The following is a 16697-nucleotide window of genomic DNA, read 5'->3' on the forward strand; positions in this document are numbered from 1 at the left end:
AAGGGGAGGGCGTTTTTTTTTGGGTGGGCCCCTTACAGGGGGGAGAGGCTGGGTGGGGAAGGGGGGGGAGGGGGGGACCTGCTCCTTTCCCCCCCTCCCCCCCCACTTCCGCGTCCGGATCAGCGGGTCAGTTCACCGGTCAGGTAGCCGCAGCGCGCCATGCTGTCGGTGAAGTCGTCGCCGGGGGTCGCGAACTCGTCGCCCAGCGGCGTGCCCAGCGCACGCGCGCAGTCGCCGAGCGACCGGAACCCGACGCGCCAGCCGAGCCCGTCCAGCAGGCCGGCGGTGTCCTCGCGCGGTTCGGCGTTCCACATCTCCCGGATGGGCACGCCGAGGGTGTCGCTCGTGACCTCCAGCCGCGGGTGGTCGCGGAAGGTCGCGACGACGTCCGGCGGCATGTACTCGAGGCACACGCGGCTGCCCGGCAGCGACCGGGCGCCGAGGGTCCGCAGCAGGTCGCCCTCTTCCCTGGCACCCAGGTAGGGCAGCAGGCCTTCGGCCATCCACGCGGTCTTGCGCCGCGAATCGAACCCCGCGGCGTCGAGCACCGCACCCCAGTCCCCGGCCAGATCGGCCCGGACCACGTGCCGCCGGCACGGCGGCTCGGCACCGATGTCGCCGAGCACGGCGTCCTTGAAGTCGAGGACGTCCGGGTGGTCGACCTCGTAGACGTCGATCCCGGCGGTCCACGGCATCCGGAACGCCCGCGCGTCGAGGCCCGCGGCGAGGATCACGACCTGGTCGGCACCATCGCCGGCGGCCTGGCGGAGGAAGTCGTCGAACACCCGCGTCCGCACACCGGCGAACCGCGACGAGAGCATCGACTCGCGCTCGACCTCGTCGACGGTCAGCGGAAGCCCGGTGTCGAGCTTCGCACCGTGGATGAAGCCGGCGGCGAACGGGTCTTCCATCAACCGATCCGGCCGGCTGCCCTCGACGGCCCGCGCCGAGCAGGCCGCGAAGGCGGTCAGCCCGACGCTCGCGGGCACATCGAACTTGGTCTGAGTCATAGCGGCTCCCCATGATCACGCTGCACGTGACGGCGAGTATCGCGGGGCCGCCTTGGATCCTGGTTGGATCACGGCGCCGACGCCCGGCTGCGGCGCGGGCGGGTCATCGGCGGCGTGCGGCGGCCGGCACGCGTGCGCCTGGCTGCCCGGACCGCGGGCGAAAGCCGCGAGTTCGCCTACCCGAGGCGCGCCGCGGTGTCGTGGAACGCCTGGCGGACTGCCGATACGTCCTGGGTCCGGCTCGGGTGCACCCGGTTCGTCAACAGCACGTAGTACCGGCGCCGACCGGGCTCCACCCACAGGCTCGTGCCCGTGAAACCCGTGTGGCCGTACGAATCCGGCCGCAACGCCGTGCCGACCGGCGAGCCCGGGACGTCCAGGCCCTGCCACGCCAGGCCGCGGCGCAACCCGCGTGTGTGGCACGCGATCATCTCCGCGTGCGTCTCCGGCTTCAGCAGCGGGGACGCGCCCGCCGCCAGGGTCCGGCCCAGGCTTGCCACGTCCGCCAGGGGCGCGAACAACCCCGCGTGGCCGCAGATGCCGCCCAGGACCACCGCGTTCTCGTCGTGGACTTCGCCGGTCACGACCCGGCCGCGCCACGGGCAGTCCTCCGTCGCCACCGCGTCGGCCACCGGGCCGAACGTCGTGCCCGGCATGCCCGCCGGTCCCGTCACCAGGTCCCTGACCAGACGATCCAGCGGCTGTCCCGACGCCGCCGAGGCGATCAGGCCCAGCAGGATGAACCCCTGCGACGAATACTCCACCCGGCTGCCGGGCGGGGCCGGCAGCGGGGTCGTCCGGATCGCTTCCAGCAACGCCGTCCGCGTCGGGAACGTGCGCCACAACGGCGTTCCGCCGGGCAGGCCCGACGTGTGGGTCAGCAGCTGCCGCACGGTGATCGACGCCTTGTCGGTCCCGCGGTACGACGGCAGGTGACGGGACAGGGGGTCGTCCAGGGACAGTGCGCCGCGTTCGGCCAGTGCCGCCACCGCCAGGCCGACCACCGGCTTGGTCACCGACGCCAGGTCCCAGCGGCTCGCGTCGGTGACCGGCGGCCCGTCCCGCCAGCGCGTGCCCAGCACGCCCTCGTCGAGCACGCCGTCCGCCGTGCCGACCGACCACGCCGCCGCCGAGAAGACCCGCGCGTCCCGTGCGCGGGCCAGCAGCTCAGCGAGCATCGACCGCTCGCAAAGCCGTCCCGGCGAGGACCGCCGAGAGCCGGTTCGCCGCCTCCGCCACCAGGGGGCCCAGCACGTCGTAGCTCGACGGCTGCAGCGTGAACGTCAGCCCGGACACGCTCACCGCGCCCAGCACCGCGCCGCCGGCGTCCAGCACCGGGGCGCCCAGGCAGCGCACGTGCGCCTCGAACTGCTCATCGTCGACCACGTACCCCGCGCTGCCCGCGGTGGCCAGCTCGGCCCGCAGCGACGCCGGGTCGGTCACCGTCTTCGCCGTGCGCGCCGCGAGCGGGGCGCCGAGCACCGCGGCCAGCTCGGTCTCGGGCAGGCGCGAGAGGATCGCGCGGCCGACCGCCGTGCAGTACAGCGGCACCTCGCCGCCCGGCCGGGTGTTGAGCTGGTACGCCTGCTCCGGCTCGAGTTTCTCGACGTAGACCGCCCGATCGCCGTGGCGCACCGCGTAGTGCACCGTGTGGCCGGTCCGCCGTTGCAGGTCCGCCAGCACCGGCCGGGCCGGTTTCAGGCCGGCGAGCGAGGCCGCCGAGAGCCCCAGCAGCCGCGGCCCCACGGCGTAGTGCCCGCTGCCCGCGCCGACGGCGTACCCGGCCTCGGTGAACGTCTGCAGCATCCGGTGCACGGTCGGTTTCGGCAGGTCACAGGCCTGCGCCAGGTCGGCCAGCCGGTGTGGCCCGCCGGGGCCCGCGAGCGTCGCGAGCACCTCCAGGGCCTTCTCGACCGCGCCCCGCGAGCCGGGGGAAGCGTTGACAGCGTTGTTCACGGCGCCTAGCTTAGCGCAATCGCGTTCCATCTGACGGAACGCTCTTCCGTAAGACGGAAAGGAGGCGCCGTGTCCCCAGTGTCGCGCCGCGACGCTCTGAGGCTCGGCGGGCTCGCGCTCCCCGCGCTGGCCCTGCCGGGACTGCTGTCCGCGTGCGGAACCGCCGCCGGCGCCACCAGCGGTGTGCTGCGGGTCGCGCAGACGTCGGACCCCAAGACGCTCGACCCGCAGAAGCAGGGCGACATGACCTCGATGAACGTGCTGACCAACATGTTCGACACGCTCACCACCCGCGGGCCGGACAACCGGCTCGCGCCCGGTCTCGCCCTCGAATGGTCCTCGCCCGATCCGCTCACCTGGCGTTTCAAGCTGCGTCCCGGCGTCAAGTTCCACAACGGCGAGCCGTGCGACGCCAACGCCGTCGCCTTCAGCATCAACCGCCTGCTGGACCCCGCGACGAAGTCGCCGATCGTCGAGCTGCGCTACGTCAAGCGGGCCGTCGCGGTCGACGCGCTCACCGTGGACCTGCGGTGCGCCCAGCCCGACCCGATCATCCCGGCGAAGGTGTCGCTGTTCGGCGGCGTCGCCGTGCCGCCCGGCTACCTCAAGCAGGTCGGCAACGCCGGGTTCGCGAAGCACCCGGTCGGCACCGGCCCGTTCACCTTCGTCGAGTTCCAGCGCGACCACCAGCTGCGGATGCGCGCGAACCCCGCGTACTGGGGCGGCAAGCCGGCCTACGACGAGCTGGTGTTCCTCCCGATGGCCGACCCGTCGTCGGCGCTGGCCTCCCTGCAGAGCGACGAGGTCGACATCGTCGCCAACCTGACCCCGGACGCCGCCCTGCAGCTGAAGGGCTACAAGGGCGTCGCCATCCGGAACTTCCCCGGCATCCGCACGTCGTACCTGTCCCTCGACACCACCAGCGGCCCGCTGCGCGACGTGCGCGTCCGCCGGGCGCTCAACCACGCCGTCGACGTGCCGCTGCTCATCAAGGCGGTGCTCGACGGCAAGGCCCGCGAGGTGCCGACGATGTTCCCGCGCGAGTCGTTCGGCTTCGACCCGTCGATCGCGCCGTTCACCCGGGACGTCGGCCTGGCGAAGCAGCTGCTCGCCGAGGCCGGTTTCCCGGACGGCTTCGACACTTCGCTCACCGCGCAGACCGCCGACGGCAACCTCGCCGAGGCGATCTCCGGCCTGCTCGCCCGCGTCGGCGTCCGGGCCCGCGTGGACCTGGTCGACGCGGGCACGTACAGCAGCCGGCTCACCTCCAGCAACCGCGGCGCGCTCGGCCCGATCTACCTGGCCGCCAGCACCGGCTGGACGCTCGACGCCGAAAGCCTCGTGCAGTCCAACGTCCGCCACGACCGGCGCCAAAGCCGGTGGCAGAACGCCGAAGCCGACCGCCTGGTCGACGCCGAAGAGCAGTCGCTCGTGCCCGCCGACCGGCAGCGGGCCTTCACCGGTCTGCAGCAGCTTCTCAAGCAGGAGGCGCCGTTCGTGTTCCTCTACCAGATCGACAGCGTCTGCGCGGTCAACACGCGTCCACAGTGGACACCGGGTGTGGTCGGCGTGCTGAACATGGCGAAGGCGGAGGTGGCCTCGTGACCACCGTCGCCCTTACCCGCCGCCCGGCGGCCGGCACCGGCGTGCTGCGCACGGTCGTCACCAAGGTGCTGACCGCCGTCGTCGTGCTGTTCTTCGTGGCCACCGCGGCGTTCTTCCTGGTCCGCCTCTCCGGCGACCCGGTGAAGCTGATCCTGCCGCCGGACGCCACCGCCGCCCAGGAGGCCACGCTGCGCGCGAGCCTCGGGCTCGACCGGCCGCTGCTCACCCAGTACCTCGACTACCTCGGCGGCCTGCCGCGGCTGCGCCTGGGCACGTCGCTCGTCTACGACCAGCCGGTCGCCGACGTGCTGCTCGCCCGCGTCCCGGCGACGCTGGAGCTGGCCGGCGCGGCCCTGTTGCTGGCCCTGCTGGTCGCGATCCCGGCCGGCACGTTCGCCGCGCTGCGCCGGGGCCGCGCGGGCGACACCGGCGTCATGACCGGCGTCCTCGTCGGCCAGTCGACGCCGGCGTTCTGGGTCGGGATCCTGCTGGTCCTCGTCTTCGCCGTCCGGCTGCAGGTGCTGCCCGCCTCCGGCTATGGCGGCTTCGAGCACCTGGTGCTGCCCGCGGTGACCCTGGCCGTGTACTCGGTCGCGGTGATCGCGCGGCTGCTGCGGACGTCGCTGATCGACGTGCTCGGCGCCGACTACATCCGCACCGCCCGCGCGAAAGGCCTGGGCACCGGCGGTGTCGTGTTCGCGCACGGTCTGCGCAACGCCGCGCTGCCGGTGGTCACGGTAGTCGGGCTGGAGGTCGGCTCGCTGCTCGGCGGGGCGATCCTCACCGAGCAGGTGTTCTCGTGGCCCGGCCTCGGCCGGCTGACCGTCGAGGCCATCCAGAACCGCGACTTCCCGCTCGTCCAGGCCGCGGTGCTGTTCTTCGCCGCCACCTTCGTCGTGGTGAACCTGCTGGTGGACCTTTCCTACACGCTGCTCGACCCGAGGGTGAGGGTGACCGCATGACCGCCATCGCCGTCCCGGCGGCCCGGGCCGCCCGCCCGAACGCGGTGCGGGCTGTGCTGCGCAGCAAGCTCGGCGTCGTCGCGCTCGCCGTGCTCACGCTCATGGTGCTCGTCGCCCTGTTCGCGCCGCTGATCGCGCCCTACGACCCGGGCGCGCAGGACCTGCTGGTGCGGCTGCACCCGCCCGCGTGGGCCGCCGGCGGCGACGCCTCGCACCTGCTCGGCACCGACCAGCTGGGCCGCGACATCCTGTCCCGGCTCTGCTACGGCGCCCGCGTATCGCTGCTCGTCGGCGCCTGCGCGGCCTTGCTCGCCGGGATCGTCGGCGCGGCGATCGGCCTGGTCGCCGGGTTCCTCGGCGGCTGGTTCGACCGGATCCTCATGCGGCTGGCCGACATCCAGCTCGCGTTCCCGTCGATCCTGCTCGCGCTGGCCATCGTCGGGTTCCTCGGCTCCGGCCTCTGGTACGTCGTCCTCGTGCTCGGCTTCACCGGCTGGGTGTCCTACGCCCGCGTGATCCGCGCCGAGGTGCTTTCGTTGCGCACCAGGGAGTTCGTCACCGAAGCACGCGCGATCGGCGTCACCGACCTCACGATCATGCGACGCCACCTGCTGCCCAACGTGCTGGCGCCGCTGGCGACCATCGGCACCCTGCACGTCGCCGCGGCGATCGTGGCGGAGGCGTCCCTGAGCTACCTCGGCCTCGGCGTGCCGAAGCAGACCGTGACCTGGGGCGGCATGCTCGCCGACGGCCAGCTGTACCTCGGCACGTCGTGGTGGGTGGCCGTGTTCCCCGGGATCGCGCTGATGCTCACCGCGCTGTCCGTCAACATCACCGGCGACGTGCTGCGCGACGTCGCGGACCCGAAGGCGTACCGCTCATGAGCCTGCTGGAGATCACCGACCTGCGCGTCGAGTTCCACGTGGACACCGGCGCGGTCACCGCCGTCGACGGCGTGAGCCTGTCGGTGGCCGAAGGCGAGACCCTGGCACTGGTGGGGGAGTCCGGCAGCGGCAAGACGGCGACGGCGCTGTCGGTCCTGCGGATCAACCCCGAGCCGCCGTGCGTCTACGCGGGCGGCTCGGTGCTCCTGGACGGCCGCGATGTCCTGCGGCTGCCCGAAAAGGAGCTGCGCAAGATCCGCGGGAACGACGTCGCCATGGTGTTCCAGGACCCGATGACGAGCCTGAACCCGGTGAAGCGCGTCGGGGCCCAGGTCGCCGAGGTCGTCCGGAAGCACCGGGGCGCGTCGCGGGCTTCCGCGCGCGCAGCCGCCGTCGCCGCGCTGGCGGAAGCCGGGATCCCGGACCCCGAGCGGCGGGCTTCCCAGTACCCGCACCAGCTTTCCGGCGGACTGCGCCAGCGCGTGATGATCGCGATGGCGCTGGTCGGCCGGCCGCGGGTGCTCATCGCCGACGAGCCGACGACGGCGCTGGACGTCACCGTGCAGGCCCAGATCCTCGAGCTGCTGGTGGACCTGCAGCGGCGGCACGGCATGGCGATCCTGCTCATCACGCACGACCTCGGTGTCGTCGCCGAAGTCGCCGACCGGGTCGTGGTCATGAACGACGGGCGGGTCGTGGAGACCGGGGACGTGGTGCCGCTGTTCGAGGCACCGCGCGAGGACTACACGCGCGAACTGCTGCGTGCGACACCGAAGCTGGAGCGGGCATGACGAACCTGGTCGAGATCCGCGGGCTGCGCAAGGACTACGGCGCACTGTCCGCTGTGGACGGTGTCGACCTCGACGTCGTCGCGGGCGAAACCCTGGCCGTGGTGGGGGAGTCCGGCAGCGGCAAGACGACCCTGACCCGCCTGCTGCTGCGGCTGGCCGAACCGACGGCGGGCACGGTCCGCTTCGACGGCGAGGACCTGTCGGCCCTGCCGCCGCGCCGGCTGCGGAAGGTGCGGCGGGAGATGCAGGTGGTGCTGCAGGACCCGTATTCGAGCATGAACCCGCGCCTGCGCGTGACGGAGATCGTGGCCGAGCCCCTGGTGACCCACGACGCGGCGTTGCGTGGCCGCCGGGGACGGGCTCGGGTACGCGACCGCGTCGCGGAACTGCTGGACGCGGTGGGGTTGCCGCCGCAGGTGCAGGACCGCTACCCGCACGAGTTTTCGGGTGGGCAGCGCCAGCGCATTTCGATCGCGCGGGCGCTGGCGCTGGAGCCGCGGCTGGTGGTGCTCGACGAGCCGACCAGCGCGCTGGACGTGTCGGTGCAGGCCCAGGTTTTGGACCTGCTGGCGGGCCTGCAGAAGCGGCTGGACCTGACGTACGTGTTCGTGTCGCACAACCTCGCGGTGGTGCAGCAGATCGCGGACCGGGTCGCGGTGATGCGCGCGGGGAAGATCGTCGAGCTGGCGCCGGCGGGGGAGCTGTTCCGGGCGCCGTCGCACGAGTACACGCGCAGTTTGCTGGACGCGGTCCCGAACCCGGACCCGCGGCTGGCGCGCCGGCGGGTGTCGGCGTGAGTGGGGCGGTGGTGGCGGAGCTGGAGCCCGGCGCGGCCGGCGATTTCTTGGGACGCGTCGCCGAACCCACGGCTGGCGCGCCGGCGGGTGTCGGCGTGAAGGCTTCAGTGGCGCGAGAGCACGAGCCCGGCGCCGCCGAGCAACGCTACGTCGTCCGCTGGGCCGGGGCTCACCACCACCCGGGGTGGCTCCGCGCCACTCGCCCACGACGAGTCCTCGCGCAGCCGTTCCTCGATGCGCGAGCGGAAGTGCTCGCCGCCGTCCGCGGCCTCGCCGTGCAGCACGAACAGGCCCGGGGCGAACAGCTGCTGGATGTTCACCAGCCCGAGCGCGATGTTGGCCGCGTACTCGTCGAGCAGGGGGTGCCCCGCCAACTCGCGCACCGACTGCGCGCTCAGCCCCCGTCGCGCGGCCTCGGCGCGCAGCCACGGCGTCGTCGCCACCGTCTTCCAGCAGCCCCGCGCGCCGCACGTGCAGGGGCGGCCGCTCGCCGCGACCGTCATGTGCGCGCCGCTGCGGCCGCCCGGTGGGGCCAGTACCTCGCCCGCGTAGAGGATCCCCACGCCCAGCACCTCGCCGGTGGACACGGACGCGAACGCGGTGCGGCCGCGGCCTTCGCCGAACCAGCGGTCGCCCAGTACCTGCAGCCGCGCCCGGTGCTCGACGTGGACCGGCACACCGGACACAGTGGACAGGAAGTCCGCGACCGGATACCCGTGCAGCGCGGGCACTTCGCTGACTTCGATGATCACGCCCGCCGCGGCGTCGACCAGCCCGGCCGCGGCCACCCCGACGCCGGCCGGCCGGGTGGGGAACTTCGCGACCGACGCCAGCGCCGCGTCGATTTCGGCCCGGTCCGCCGTGTCACGCGGGTACGTCGCTTCCGCGCGCCACACGACCGCGCCGGACAGCTCGACCAGCGCCGCCCGGACCCGGCCGGGCAGCAGTTCGACGGCGCCCAGCAGCGGGCCGCCGGCCTCGGTCGCGGCCGGCGCCGGGACCAGCCGCAGGGCCGGGCGTTCGCCGGTGCTCATGGGGCCACGATGCCACGACCGGCTGAGAGAGGGGAGAGCAGATGCCCGGACTGACCGGGATGACCTGGCGGGAGGTGCGCTCGGCGGCGCGGACGGCGATCGCCGTGCTGCCGATCGGCTCGCAGGAACAGCACGCCGGCCACCTGCCGATGGGCACCGACACGATGCTCGCCGAGGCCGTCACCGACCGCGCGCTCGAGCGTCTCGACGGCGGCCCGGCGGCGGTGCGGCTGCCCGCGTTGCCGTTCGGCCACAGCCCGCACCACCTGTTCGCCGCCGCGGTGTCGCTGCGCGCGGCGACGCTGCAGGCGGTGCTCGCCGACCTCCTGGACTCCCTGGTCGCCAGCGGGTTCCGGCGGGTCCTCGTGGTCAACGGCCACGGCGGCAACGACGAGATCATGCGCCTGGCCGTCAAGGAGTACGCGCTGCACGCCGACGTCGCCCTCGGCGCGTGCTCCTACTTCTCGCTCGGCGAGCACAGCGGCTCGCCCGGGCACGCGGGGCACTACGAGACGTCGCTGATGCTCGCCGCGCACCCGGACCTCGTCGGCCCGCGCGAGCCGCGGCCCGACGTGACGCCACCGCCGTTGTTCGCCGAGCCGCCGTACCCGGGCCTGACCGCCGAACGCCACGGCGAATGGGCCCGCGCCGGCGGCAGCACCGACGACGCCACCGAGGCGACCGCGGAAGGCGGCGCCGACCTGCTCGAAGACCGGGTGACCGCCCTCGTCGACGCGATCCGCGCGTTCGACGCGGCCACCCGCGCAACCCACGCCGAAGGGGAGGCATGAAGATCACCGAAGTCGACGCCTGGGTCGTGAACCTGCCGTTGACCAACCCGTTCACCAGCTCGTTCGAGACCAAGACGGGCGAGACCCGCACGGTGGTGCGGCTGCGCACCGACACCGGCGTGACCGGCTGGGGCGAGACCATGTGGGGCCGCCCGGTCGCCGAGCTCGTCCGCAAGCTCGGCGCGGAGCTGGTGGGGCAGAGCCCGTTCGCGCTCGAGGCGTTCCACCGGCGCCACCACATGGTGCCGTTCTTCCACGGCTACCTGGGTTACGCGGCGCTGGCCGCCCTCGACGTCGCGTGCTGGGACGTGATCGGGCACGTCACCGGGCAGTCCGTGACCGACCTGCTCGGCGGCCGGGTCCGCGACGACGTGCCGATCACCGCGCTCGTCACGCGCGCCGACGCCCCCGGCGCGTCGGGCCGCGAGCTGGCCCAGGGGATCGCCGAGCACGCGGCGAAGGTCGTCGCGCAGGGCGGGTTCACGGCGGTGAAGCTCAAGGGCACCACCGACGTCCGCGGCGACGTCGCGATCATGCGCGAGCTGCGGAACGCCCTGCCGGACGTGGAGCTGCGCGTCGACCCGAACGCGGCGTGGTCCGTGCCGGACTCGATCCGCGCCGGGCTGGCGATGGAGGAGCTGGACCTGGAGTACCTCGAAGACCCCTGTGTCGGCATCGAGGGGATGGCCCAGGTGCGCGCGAAGGTGCGGATACCGTTGTGCACCAACATGTGCGTGGTCCGCTTCGAGGAGTTCGCGCCGGCGGTCCGGCTCGGCGCGGTCGACGTGATCCACGGCGACGTCTACAAGTGGGGCGGGATCGCGGCGACGAAGGCGCTGGCCGCGCACTGCGAGACGTTCGGCCTCGGGATGAACCTGCACAGCGGCGGCGAGCTCGGCATCGCGACGGCCGCGCACCTGGCGGTCGTCGCGAGCACGCCGGTGCTGTCGAGGGCGATCGACAGCATGTACTACCTGCACGAGGACGACATCGTCGAGCCGCTGGAGCTGGTCGCCGGCCGGCTGCGGGTGCCGTCCGGGCCGGGGCTGGGCGTAACGGTGGACGAGGACAAGCTGGCCCACTACGCGCAACGCAACGAACGCGAAGGCGACCTGACGGGCTGAACGGGGGTGGCCGGCCGGGCCCGGCTTTTTCTACTGCGAGCGCAGCACCCGGACGTCGGTGTCGCTGACGGCGATCAGGTCCGCGTCCCCGTCCACGTCGGCGGTGAGGGTTCCTTCTTGCCCGCGAAAGCGCCCGCGTACCACGGTTCGGGCGTCGCATAGCCCGCGCCGGTCGAGCGCATCACCTGCACGTCGGTGTCGTTGACGGCGATCAGGTCCGCGTCGCCGTCGGCGTCGACGTCCGCGGTGAGGGTCTTCTTGGTGCTGTAGAAGGGAGTCGTCGTCCACTGCGCGGGAGGGTCGAACCAGCGGTTCGCGGTGCCCGGCACCACCCTCGTGCCGTCCGCGTCGACGAGGATGAAGTCGGCCTTGCCGTCCCCGGTCGCGTCGGCTGCCAGAGTCGCCTTCCCGCCGCGGATGGGCGGGGCCCACGCCGTCAGCGGCAGCGTCGCGGTGCCGTTCGATCGGGCGGCCAGGGTGGGCACGTCGAACAGGCCGATCACGTCGGTGTCCCCTTCGCCGTCCAGGTCCGCCGCCAGGTTCCCGTAGTCGCCGGCGATCGTGTTGTTCAGCCACTGCGTGGGCGTCCCGAACCGTTCGACGCCGTAGTAGTCGACGATCGACCGCCACGAAGATGCCGCGCGGGGTCGAAGCCGTGGGCCGCGGGACCGCGATGGCGTCCGCGCGCCCGTCGCGCGGGTGTCCCGGTAGGGCCGCAGCGCACGCGGGGCGTCACGCCCCAACTCGGGCCGGCCCGCCGCAGTCCGGGGTCCGCGTGAGCACGGGTGCCGCCGCGGTGACGCGGCCTTGACAGGGACCGCCCGAGGCTCCATGGTTGGTTACATGAGTAATGAACCGACGAACCGCCTCGTGCGGTGGTCGGCGTGAAGGACGACGGACGCCCGCTGTTCCTGCAGATCGCCGAGCAGATCGAGAACTCGATCGTCGACGGCAGCCTGGCCGCGGACACGCAGGTGCCCTCCACCAACGAGCTCGCGGCCTTCCACCGGATCAACCCGGCGACCGCGGCCAAGGGCATCAACCAGCTCGTCGCCGACGGGATCCTCTACAAGAGACGAGGCATCGGCATGTTCGTCGCCACGGACGCCCGCTCGCAGCTGCTCGAGCGGCGGCGCCGGGACTTCACGCGGCAGTTCGTCGCCCCGCTGATGGCGGAGGCGGGCAAGCTCGGCCTGGGCGCCGAGGAGATCAAGAAGCTGATCGACGTCTGGGAGCCGCAGCGATGAACGTGGTGCGCACGACCGGGGTGACCAGGCGCTACGGCCCCCTCGCCGCGCTCGACGGCATCAGCCTCGAACTCGCCGAAAACACCATCCACGGCCTGCTGGGCCGCAACGGCGCCGGCAAGACCACGCTGATGCGGATCCTCACCGGGCAGGACTTCGCGACCGGCGGCACGGTGGAGGTCTTCGGGCAGCACCCGTACGAGAACGCCGACGTGCTTGCGCGGGTCTGCTTCGTCAAGGAAAGCCAGCACTACCCGGAGAAGTTCCGCGTGAAGCACGCGCTGCGGGCCGCGGGACTGCTCTACCCGAACTGGGACGAGGCCTGCGCCGCGGCGCTGCTGGCGGACTTCGCCGTCCCGGCCGGCGGGCGGATCGCCCAGCTGTCACGCGGCCAGCTCTCGGCGGTCGGGGTGATCATCGGGCTGGCTTCGCGGGCCGAGCTGACGCTGTTCGACGAGCCGTACCTCGGCCTCGACGCCGTCGCGCGCCAGCTGTTCTACGACCGGCTGCTCGCCGACTTCGCCGAGCACCCGCGCACGATCGTGCTCTCGACGCACCTGATCGACGAGGTCAGCGACCTGATCGAACACGTCGTGCTGCTCGACCGGGGCCGCGTGCTCATCGATACCGACGCGGAGTCGCTGCGCGGCGAGGCCGTCGCGGTGACCGGGCCCGCCGAAGCCGTCGAGCGCTTCGCCGCCGGCCACGAGGAACTGCACCGCGAGCGGGTCGGCGGTGCCCTGCGCGTCACCCTCACCGGCGCCCGCGACCGGTACGAGCCCGGGCTGGACTTCGAGCCGGTTTCGTTGCAGCAGCTGGTCGTCCGCACCACCCAAGGCCACGGCGGCCCGGTCGCCGCCGGGAAGGAAGCCCGATGAAACGCGTGCTCGACGTCGCGCGGATCCAGCTGGTCCACTGGCCGGTCCTGCTCGCCTACCCGCTGGCCATGCTGGCGGTGCTGCCCCTGCTTGGCTGGGGCATCGACGCCTCCAACGGCGTGGGCGCGCTCGGCGCGCACGAGATCTACCTGCTGCCGGCGCTGTGGGGCGTGGTCGGCCCCGCGCACCTGCAGTCGATGACGCAGGTGTTCCCCTTCACGCTGGGGCTGGGCGTGACCCGCCGGACGTTCGCCGCGGCCACCGCGCTGGTCGTCCTCGGCCAGGCCCTGCTCCTGGGGCTGGTCATGGTGGCGTTCGACGTCGTCGAGCGGTCGACCGGCGGCTGGGGCCGGGAGGCGCGGATCTTCGGGCTGGAGGCCTGGGGTGAGCACAACCCGTTCGCGTTGTGGCTTGTCTACAGTGGACCGCTGGTCGCGGTGTCCGCGATCGGGGTGCTGGCGGGCGTGGTGTTCCAGCGCTGGCGGCAGACCGGGATCTACCTGGCCCTCGCCGGCGCGGTCGCGCTGATCGCCGGCATCAAGGTCCTGACGGCGAAGCGGAACTGGTGGCCGGCCATCGCCGACTTCTTCGGCGGCCAGCCGTCGTTGGCGTTGTTCACGGTCTATCCACTGGTGTTCGCGCTGGCACTGGGCGGCGCGACGTGGCTGGTCCTCCGGCGCGCGACGGCGTGACCGGCGGCTGATTTCCGCAGGTCACAGCAGTTGACGAGCCCCGGCCGCGAGGTGGGGGCTCGTTGCCGTTCGCGGCACGCGGTTGACGTAGGCGGTCTGAAATTTCACCCCGCCGCGTGGTGCGCCAGCCGCTCGACGGCGGCGGCGGTCGCCGCGACGACGTCCGCGGTGCCCGGGGACAGGCCGTGCCGCCGGGCGATCCACTCGACCTCGTTGTAGGTCACCTGGGTCCGGCCGTGCTCGTCTTCCCAGACGAGGAACTTCAGCGGCAGGTCGATGCCGGCGACCTGGTTGTCCTGCATGAGCGTGGTGCCGCCGCGGGGGTTGCCGAAGATGAGCAGGAACGTCGGCCGCAGGGGCAGGTCGACCTCGGCGGCGTTCCGCGCGTGGTCGACCCGGGCGAACACGACGAGTCCGGCGCTCGTGATGGCCTGCTCGAGCCGTTCGACGGTCGTGTCCACCGGCCACGCGCTCGGGACGGTCGCCAACCCCTGCTGGTCCACGCATCCTCCTCGGGCAGGCGAACCGGGCGGTCACCACGGTACCGGTCCGGCGGCTCCGAAGCCGGGCCGCCGGACCGGTCCCGTCAGGCCCCGCGCACTCCGGCCGCGAGCCGTTGCGTGAGCCGTCCGAGCGCGGCCGGTCCGCCGTCGTCCGCCTCGAGGAGCGTCTTCACCAGGGCCGATCCGACGATCACCCCGTCCGCGAACCCGGCGACCTCGGCCGCCTGGCCCGCGTCCGCGATCCCCATGCCGACGCAGACCGGCAGCTCGGTGACCGCGCGGAGACGGCGTACCAAGACACCGGCGGCCTCGTCGACCGACGCGCGCGTGCCCGTGACGCCCATCAGCGCCGCCGCGTAGACGAACCCGGTCCCGGCCGCGACGGTTTCCGCCAGCTGCGCGTCCGTGCTGCTCGGCGCGACCACGAACACGGTGGCCAGCCCGTGTTCGGCGGCGTGCCGGCGCCACGACGCGGACTCCGCCACCGGCAGGTCCGGCAGCACGCAGCCCGAGCCCCCGGCCGCGGCCAGCTCGCGGGCGAACCGCTCGACGCCGTAGCGGGACACCGGGTTCCAGTACGACATCACCAGCACCGGTTTGCCCGTGGCCGCGTGGACTTCGCGCACCGTGCGCAGGACGCCGGCGATCCGGACCCCGCCGCGCAGCGCGATGTCGTCGGCCATCTGGATGACCGGGCCGTCCAGCACCGGGTCGCTGTGCGGCAGGCCGACCTCGACGATGTCCGCGCCGGCGTCGAGGGTGGCCCGGAGCGCCTCGATCCCGCCGTCGACGGTCGGGAAGCCGGCGGGCAGATAGGCGATGAGCGCGGCCCGGCCGGCCGCCTTCGTCCCGGCGAGGGTCTCGGTGAGCAGAGGCAGGCTCATCGCGCTTCCTCCAGTCCGAAGTGGACGGCGGCCGTGTCGAGGTCCTTGTCGCCGCGGCCGGACAGGTTCACCAGGAGGAGGGCGTCCGGGCCGAGCTCGGCGCCGACCTCGAGGGCGCCGGCCAGCGCGTGCGCGCTCTCGATCGCCGGGACGATGCCCTCGGTCGAGGCGAGCAGCCGGAACGCGTGCATCGCTTCGTCGTCGGTGACCGGGCGGTAGCCGGCGCGGCCGGAGTCGTGCAGGTGCGCGTGTTCCGGTCCGACGCCGGGGTAGTCGAGCCCGGCCGAGATCGACCAGGCTTCGCGGATCTGGCCCTCGTCGTCCTGCAGGACGTAGGAGCGGGAGCCGTGCAGGACACCCGGTTCGCCCGCCGACAGCGACGCCGCGTGCTCGCCGCTGCCCACGCCGTGGCCGGCGGCCTCGCAGCCGACCAGCCGCACGCCGGGGTCGTCGAGGAAGGCGTGGAACAGGCCGATCGCGTTCGATCCGCCGCCGACGCAAGCGATTGCGGCGTCGGGCAGCCGCCCGGTCCGCTCCAGGAGCTGGCGGCGCGCTTCGACGCCGATGACGCGCTGGAAGTCGCGGATCATGGCGGGGAACGGGTGCGGCCCGGCGACCGTGCCGAACAGGTAGTGCGTGTCCTCGACGCGGGCGACCCAGTCGCGGAACGTCTCGTTGATGGCGTCCTTGAGGGTGCGGGACCCCGACGTCACCGGGACGACCTCGGCGCCGAGCAGCCGCATCCGCGCCACGTTGACCGCCTGGCGCTTCATGTCCGTCTCTCCCATGTAGACGGTGCAGGCGAGGCCGGTCAGCGCGCAGGCGGTGGCGGTCGCGACGCCGTGCGAGCCCGCGCCCGTCTCGGCGATGACGCGGGTCTTGCCCATCCGCTCGGCCAGCAGTGCCTGGCCGAGCGCGTTGTTGACCTTGTGCGAGCCGGTGTGGTTGAGGTCTTCGCGCTTGAGGAAGACCCGCGCGCCCCCGGCGTGCGCGGCGAAGCGCGGCACCTCGGTGAGCGCGCTCGGGCGCCCGACGTAGTGGGCGAGCAGGTCTTCGAACCGGGCGACGAAGGCGGGATCGTCTTTCGCCCGCGCGTATTCCGCGGCGACCTGGTCGACGGCGGCGACGAGCGCCTGCGGGACGAATTGCCCGCCGAAGGCACCGAAGTACCCGTCGGCGGTGGGCAGGGTTCCCGGCGCGGCCGGGAAGAAGAAGTCGTGCGTCATGGCAGATGTGCTCCTGACCCGGGACGGAGTCCGTCCGGGTGGGTTCGTGGCTGGTCGGGGATCACCGGAGCGCACGAACACGCGGGATCACCGGGGGAGCGGCTCCCTCAGCGACCCGGCGTGGTGCGCGGCGCACGCTGCCATCGCATCCCGTCGACCTGGCCCGCCTCGGAGCCGATCGCGTACCGCACCCGCCGCCCGCGCACGCGCCGGGCGGGCGCCTGGCAGCCACGCGGCCGGCGGCCACGGGCGAAGCGGACGGTGAGGGGCACGAGGCCACCTTAACCCGCGGGTGCTCGCCGGTGTACCCGTT

Annotated in this window: 19 protein-coding genes; 10 read left to right on the top strand and 9 right to left on the bottom strand. The window is 73.2% G+C overall.

Going from position 1 to position 16697, the window contains the following annotated elements; all coding sequences use genetic code 11:
• Positions 1 to 119: 119 nt before the first annotated feature.
• The 3 genes from ACZ7OU_RS24930 to ACZ7OU_RS24940 form a co-directional block, all read right to left on the bottom strand.
• Entirely contained in the window at positions 120 to 1010 is an 891-nt protein-coding gene (locus ACZ7OU_RS24930; protein WP_470256916.1) for an SAM-dependent methyltransferase, read from the bottom strand.
• Between the two features lie 176 nt (positions 1011 to 1186).
• Positions 1187 to 2188, bottom strand: coding sequence for a serine hydrolase domain-containing protein (locus ACZ7OU_RS24935; protein WP_470256917.1), 1002 nt, complete (start codon positions 2186 to 2188; stop codon positions 1187 to 1189).
• Positions 2178 to 2966, bottom strand: a complete 789-nt coding sequence (locus tag ACZ7OU_RS24940; protein WP_470256918.1) for an IclR family transcriptional regulator — start codon at positions 2964 to 2966, stop codon at positions 2178 to 2180. Before ACZ7OU_RS24940 ends, ACZ7OU_RS24935 begins: the two co-directional genes overlap by 11 nt.
• 69 nt (positions 2967 to 3035) lie before the next feature.
• On the opposite strand from ACZ7OU_RS24940, the gene ACZ7OU_RS24945 reads away from it, so the two are divergent.
• From ACZ7OU_RS24945 to ACZ7OU_RS24965, 5 genes are read left to right on the top strand one after another with little or no spacing between them, the layout of a single operon-like run.
• Positions 3036 to 4571 carry an ABC transporter substrate-binding protein gene (locus ACZ7OU_RS24945; protein ID WP_470256919.1) on the top strand — a complete coding sequence of 512 codons (1536 nt, stop codon included), beginning with the start codon at positions 3036 to 3038 and terminating at the stop codon, positions 4569 to 4571.
• Positions 4568 to 5533, top strand: coding sequence for an ABC transporter permease (locus tag ACZ7OU_RS24950; protein WP_470256920.1), 966 nt, complete (start codon positions 4568 to 4570; stop codon positions 5531 to 5533). Before ACZ7OU_RS24945 ends, ACZ7OU_RS24950 begins: the two co-directional genes overlap by 4 nt.
• Positions 5530 to 6417: an ABC transporter permease gene (locus ACZ7OU_RS24955; protein ID WP_470256921.1), complete on the top strand. Its 888-nt coding sequence runs from the start codon at positions 5530 to 5532 to the stop codon at positions 6415 to 6417. Before ACZ7OU_RS24950 ends, ACZ7OU_RS24955 begins: the two co-directional genes overlap by 4 nt.
• On the top strand, positions 6414 to 7208 hold the full coding sequence (locus ACZ7OU_RS24960) for an ATP-binding cassette domain-containing protein (protein ID WP_470256922.1): 795 nt from the start codon (positions 6414 to 6416) through the stop codon (positions 7206 to 7208). The genes ACZ7OU_RS24955 and ACZ7OU_RS24960 overlap by 4 nt, the downstream gene beginning before the upstream one ends.
• On the top strand, positions 7205 to 8005 hold the full coding sequence (locus ACZ7OU_RS24965; protein WP_470256923.1) for an ATP-binding cassette domain-containing protein: 801 nt from the start codon (positions 7205 to 7207) through the stop codon (positions 8003 to 8005). Before ACZ7OU_RS24960 ends, ACZ7OU_RS24965 begins: the two co-directional genes overlap by 4 nt.
• Before the next feature lie 104 nt (positions 8006 to 8109).
• Here ACZ7OU_RS24965 and ACZ7OU_RS24970 read toward each other — a convergent pair whose 3' ends face one another.
• Positions 8110 to 9039: an ROK family protein gene (locus ACZ7OU_RS24970; RefSeq protein ID WP_470256924.1), complete on the bottom strand. Its 930-nt coding sequence runs from the start codon at positions 9037 to 9039 to the stop codon at positions 8110 to 8112.
• A 41-nt stretch (positions 9040 to 9080) separates the two neighbouring features.
• On the opposite strand from ACZ7OU_RS24970, the gene ACZ7OU_RS24975 reads away from it, so the two are divergent.
• Together ACZ7OU_RS24975 and ACZ7OU_RS24980 are read left to right on the top strand one after the other, a co-directional pair.
• Positions 9081 to 9830, top strand: coding sequence for a creatininase family protein (locus ACZ7OU_RS24975; RefSeq protein ID WP_470256925.1), 750 nt, complete (start codon positions 9081 to 9083; stop codon positions 9828 to 9830).
• Entirely contained in the window at positions 9827 to 10954 is a 1128-nt protein-coding gene (locus tag ACZ7OU_RS24980) for a mandelate racemase/muconate lactonizing enzyme family protein (RefSeq protein WP_470256926.1), read from the top strand. The genes ACZ7OU_RS24975 and ACZ7OU_RS24980 overlap by 4 nt, the downstream gene beginning before the upstream one ends.
• Positions 10955 to 11028: 74 nt before the next feature.
• Here the strand turns inward: ACZ7OU_RS24980 and ACZ7OU_RS24985 are convergent, their stop codons facing one another.
• Positions 11029 to 11697: an FG-GAP repeat domain-containing protein gene (locus tag ACZ7OU_RS24985; RefSeq protein WP_470256927.1), complete on the bottom strand. Its 669-nt coding sequence runs from the start codon at positions 11695 to 11697 to the stop codon at positions 11029 to 11031.
• Between the two features lie 132 nt (positions 11698 to 11829).
• On the opposite strand from ACZ7OU_RS24985, the gene ACZ7OU_RS24990 reads away from it, so the two are divergent.
• Genes ACZ7OU_RS24990 through ACZ7OU_RS25000 form a run of 3 tightly spaced genes read left to right on the top strand, consistent with a single transcriptional unit; the run spans position 11830 to position 13771 of the window.
• Positions 11830 to 12201: a GntR family transcriptional regulator gene (locus ACZ7OU_RS24990; RefSeq protein WP_470237672.1), complete on the top strand. Its 372-nt coding sequence runs from the start codon at positions 11830 to 11832 to the stop codon at positions 12199 to 12201.
• Positions 12198 to 13079 carry an ABC transporter ATP-binding protein gene (locus ACZ7OU_RS24995; RefSeq protein WP_470256928.1) on the top strand — a complete coding sequence of 294 codons (882 nt, stop codon included), beginning with the start codon at positions 12198 to 12200 and terminating at the stop codon, positions 13077 to 13079. The genes ACZ7OU_RS24990 and ACZ7OU_RS24995 overlap by 4 nt, the downstream gene beginning before the upstream one ends.
• Positions 13076 to 13771 carry a hypothetical protein gene (locus ACZ7OU_RS25000; protein ID WP_470237670.1) on the top strand — a complete coding sequence of 232 codons (696 nt, stop codon included), beginning with the start codon at positions 13076 to 13078 and terminating at the stop codon, positions 13769 to 13771. The genes ACZ7OU_RS24995 and ACZ7OU_RS25000 overlap by 4 nt, the downstream gene beginning before the upstream one ends.
• 104 nt (positions 13772 to 13875) lie before the next feature.
• On the opposite strand, the gene ACZ7OU_RS25005 is transcribed toward ACZ7OU_RS25000, so the two are convergent.
• From ACZ7OU_RS25005 to trpM, 4 genes are all read right to left on the bottom strand, one after another.
• Positions 13876 to 14274, bottom strand: coding sequence for a DUF302 domain-containing protein (locus tag ACZ7OU_RS25005; RefSeq protein WP_470237669.1), 399 nt, complete (start codon positions 14272 to 14274; stop codon positions 13876 to 13878).
• 83 nt (positions 14275 to 14357) lie between these two features.
• Complete coding sequence (gene trpA / locus ACZ7OU_RS25010; protein ID WP_470238993.1) at positions 14358 to 15152, bottom strand: tryptophan synthase subunit alpha; 795 nt, start codon at positions 15150 to 15152, stop codon at positions 14358 to 14360.
• Between the two features lie 2 nt (positions 15153 to 15154).
• Positions 15155 to 16384, bottom strand: a complete 1230-nt coding sequence (trpB, locus tag ACZ7OU_RS25015) for a tryptophan synthase subunit beta (RefSeq protein WP_470256929.1) — start codon at positions 16382 to 16384, stop codon at positions 15155 to 15157.
• Between the two features lie 107 nt (positions 16385 to 16491).
• Positions 16492 to 16656 (bottom strand): tryptophan biosynthesis modulator TrpM, encoded by a 165-nt coding sequence (trpM, locus tag ACZ7OU_RS25020; RefSeq protein WP_470237667.1) that lies wholly within the window; start codon positions 16654 to 16656, stop codon positions 16492 to 16494.
• Between the last annotated feature and the right edge of the window lie 41 nt (positions 16657 to 16697).

The sequence above is a fragment of the Amycolatopsis sp. NPDC114505 genome (assembly GCF_055633615.1).

Excerpts from the sequence above, each read along its gene's own strand:
- ACZ7OU_RS24975 (WP_470256925.1), top strand. The coding sequence starts at position 9,081 with ATGCCCGGACTGACCGGGATGACCTGGCGGGAGGTGCGCTCGGCGGCG.
- ACZ7OU_RS24930 (WP_470256916.1), bottom strand. The coding sequence starts at position 1,010 with ATGACTCAGACCAAGTTCGATGTGCCCGCGAGCGTCGGGCTGACCGCC.
- ACZ7OU_RS24935 (WP_470256917.1), bottom strand. The coding sequence starts at position 2,188 with ATGCTCGCTGAGCTGCTGGCCCGCGCACGGGACGCGCGGGTCTTCTCG.
- ACZ7OU_RS24965 (WP_470256923.1), top strand. The coding sequence starts at position 7,205 with ATGACGAACCTGGTCGAGATCCGCGGGCTGCGCAAGGACTACGGCGCA.
- ACZ7OU_RS24960 (WP_470256922.1), top strand. The coding sequence starts at position 6,414 with ATGAGCCTGCTGGAGATCACCGACCTGCGCGTCGAGTTCCACGTGGAC.
- ACZ7OU_RS24995 (WP_470256928.1), top strand. The coding sequence starts at position 12,198 with ATGAACGTGGTGCGCACGACCGGGGTGACCAGGCGCTACGGCCCCCTC.
- ACZ7OU_RS24980 (WP_470256926.1), top strand. The coding sequence starts at position 9,827 with ATGAAGATCACCGAAGTCGACGCCTGGGTCGTGAACCTGCCGTTGACC.
- trpB (WP_470256929.1), bottom strand. The coding sequence starts at position 16,384 with ATGACGCACGACTTCTTCTTCCCGGCCGCGCCGGGAACCCTGCCCACC.
- ACZ7OU_RS24955 (WP_470256921.1), top strand. The coding sequence starts at position 5,530 with ATGACCGCCATCGCCGTCCCGGCGGCCCGGGCCGCCCGCCCGAACGCG.
- ACZ7OU_RS24970 (WP_470256924.1), bottom strand. The coding sequence starts at position 9,039 with ATGAGCACCGGCGAACGCCCGGCCCTGCGGCTGGTCCCGGCGCCGGCC.
- ACZ7OU_RS25000 (WP_470237670.1), top strand. The coding sequence starts at position 13,076 with ATGAAACGCGTGCTCGACGTCGCGCGGATCCAGCTGGTCCACTGGCCG.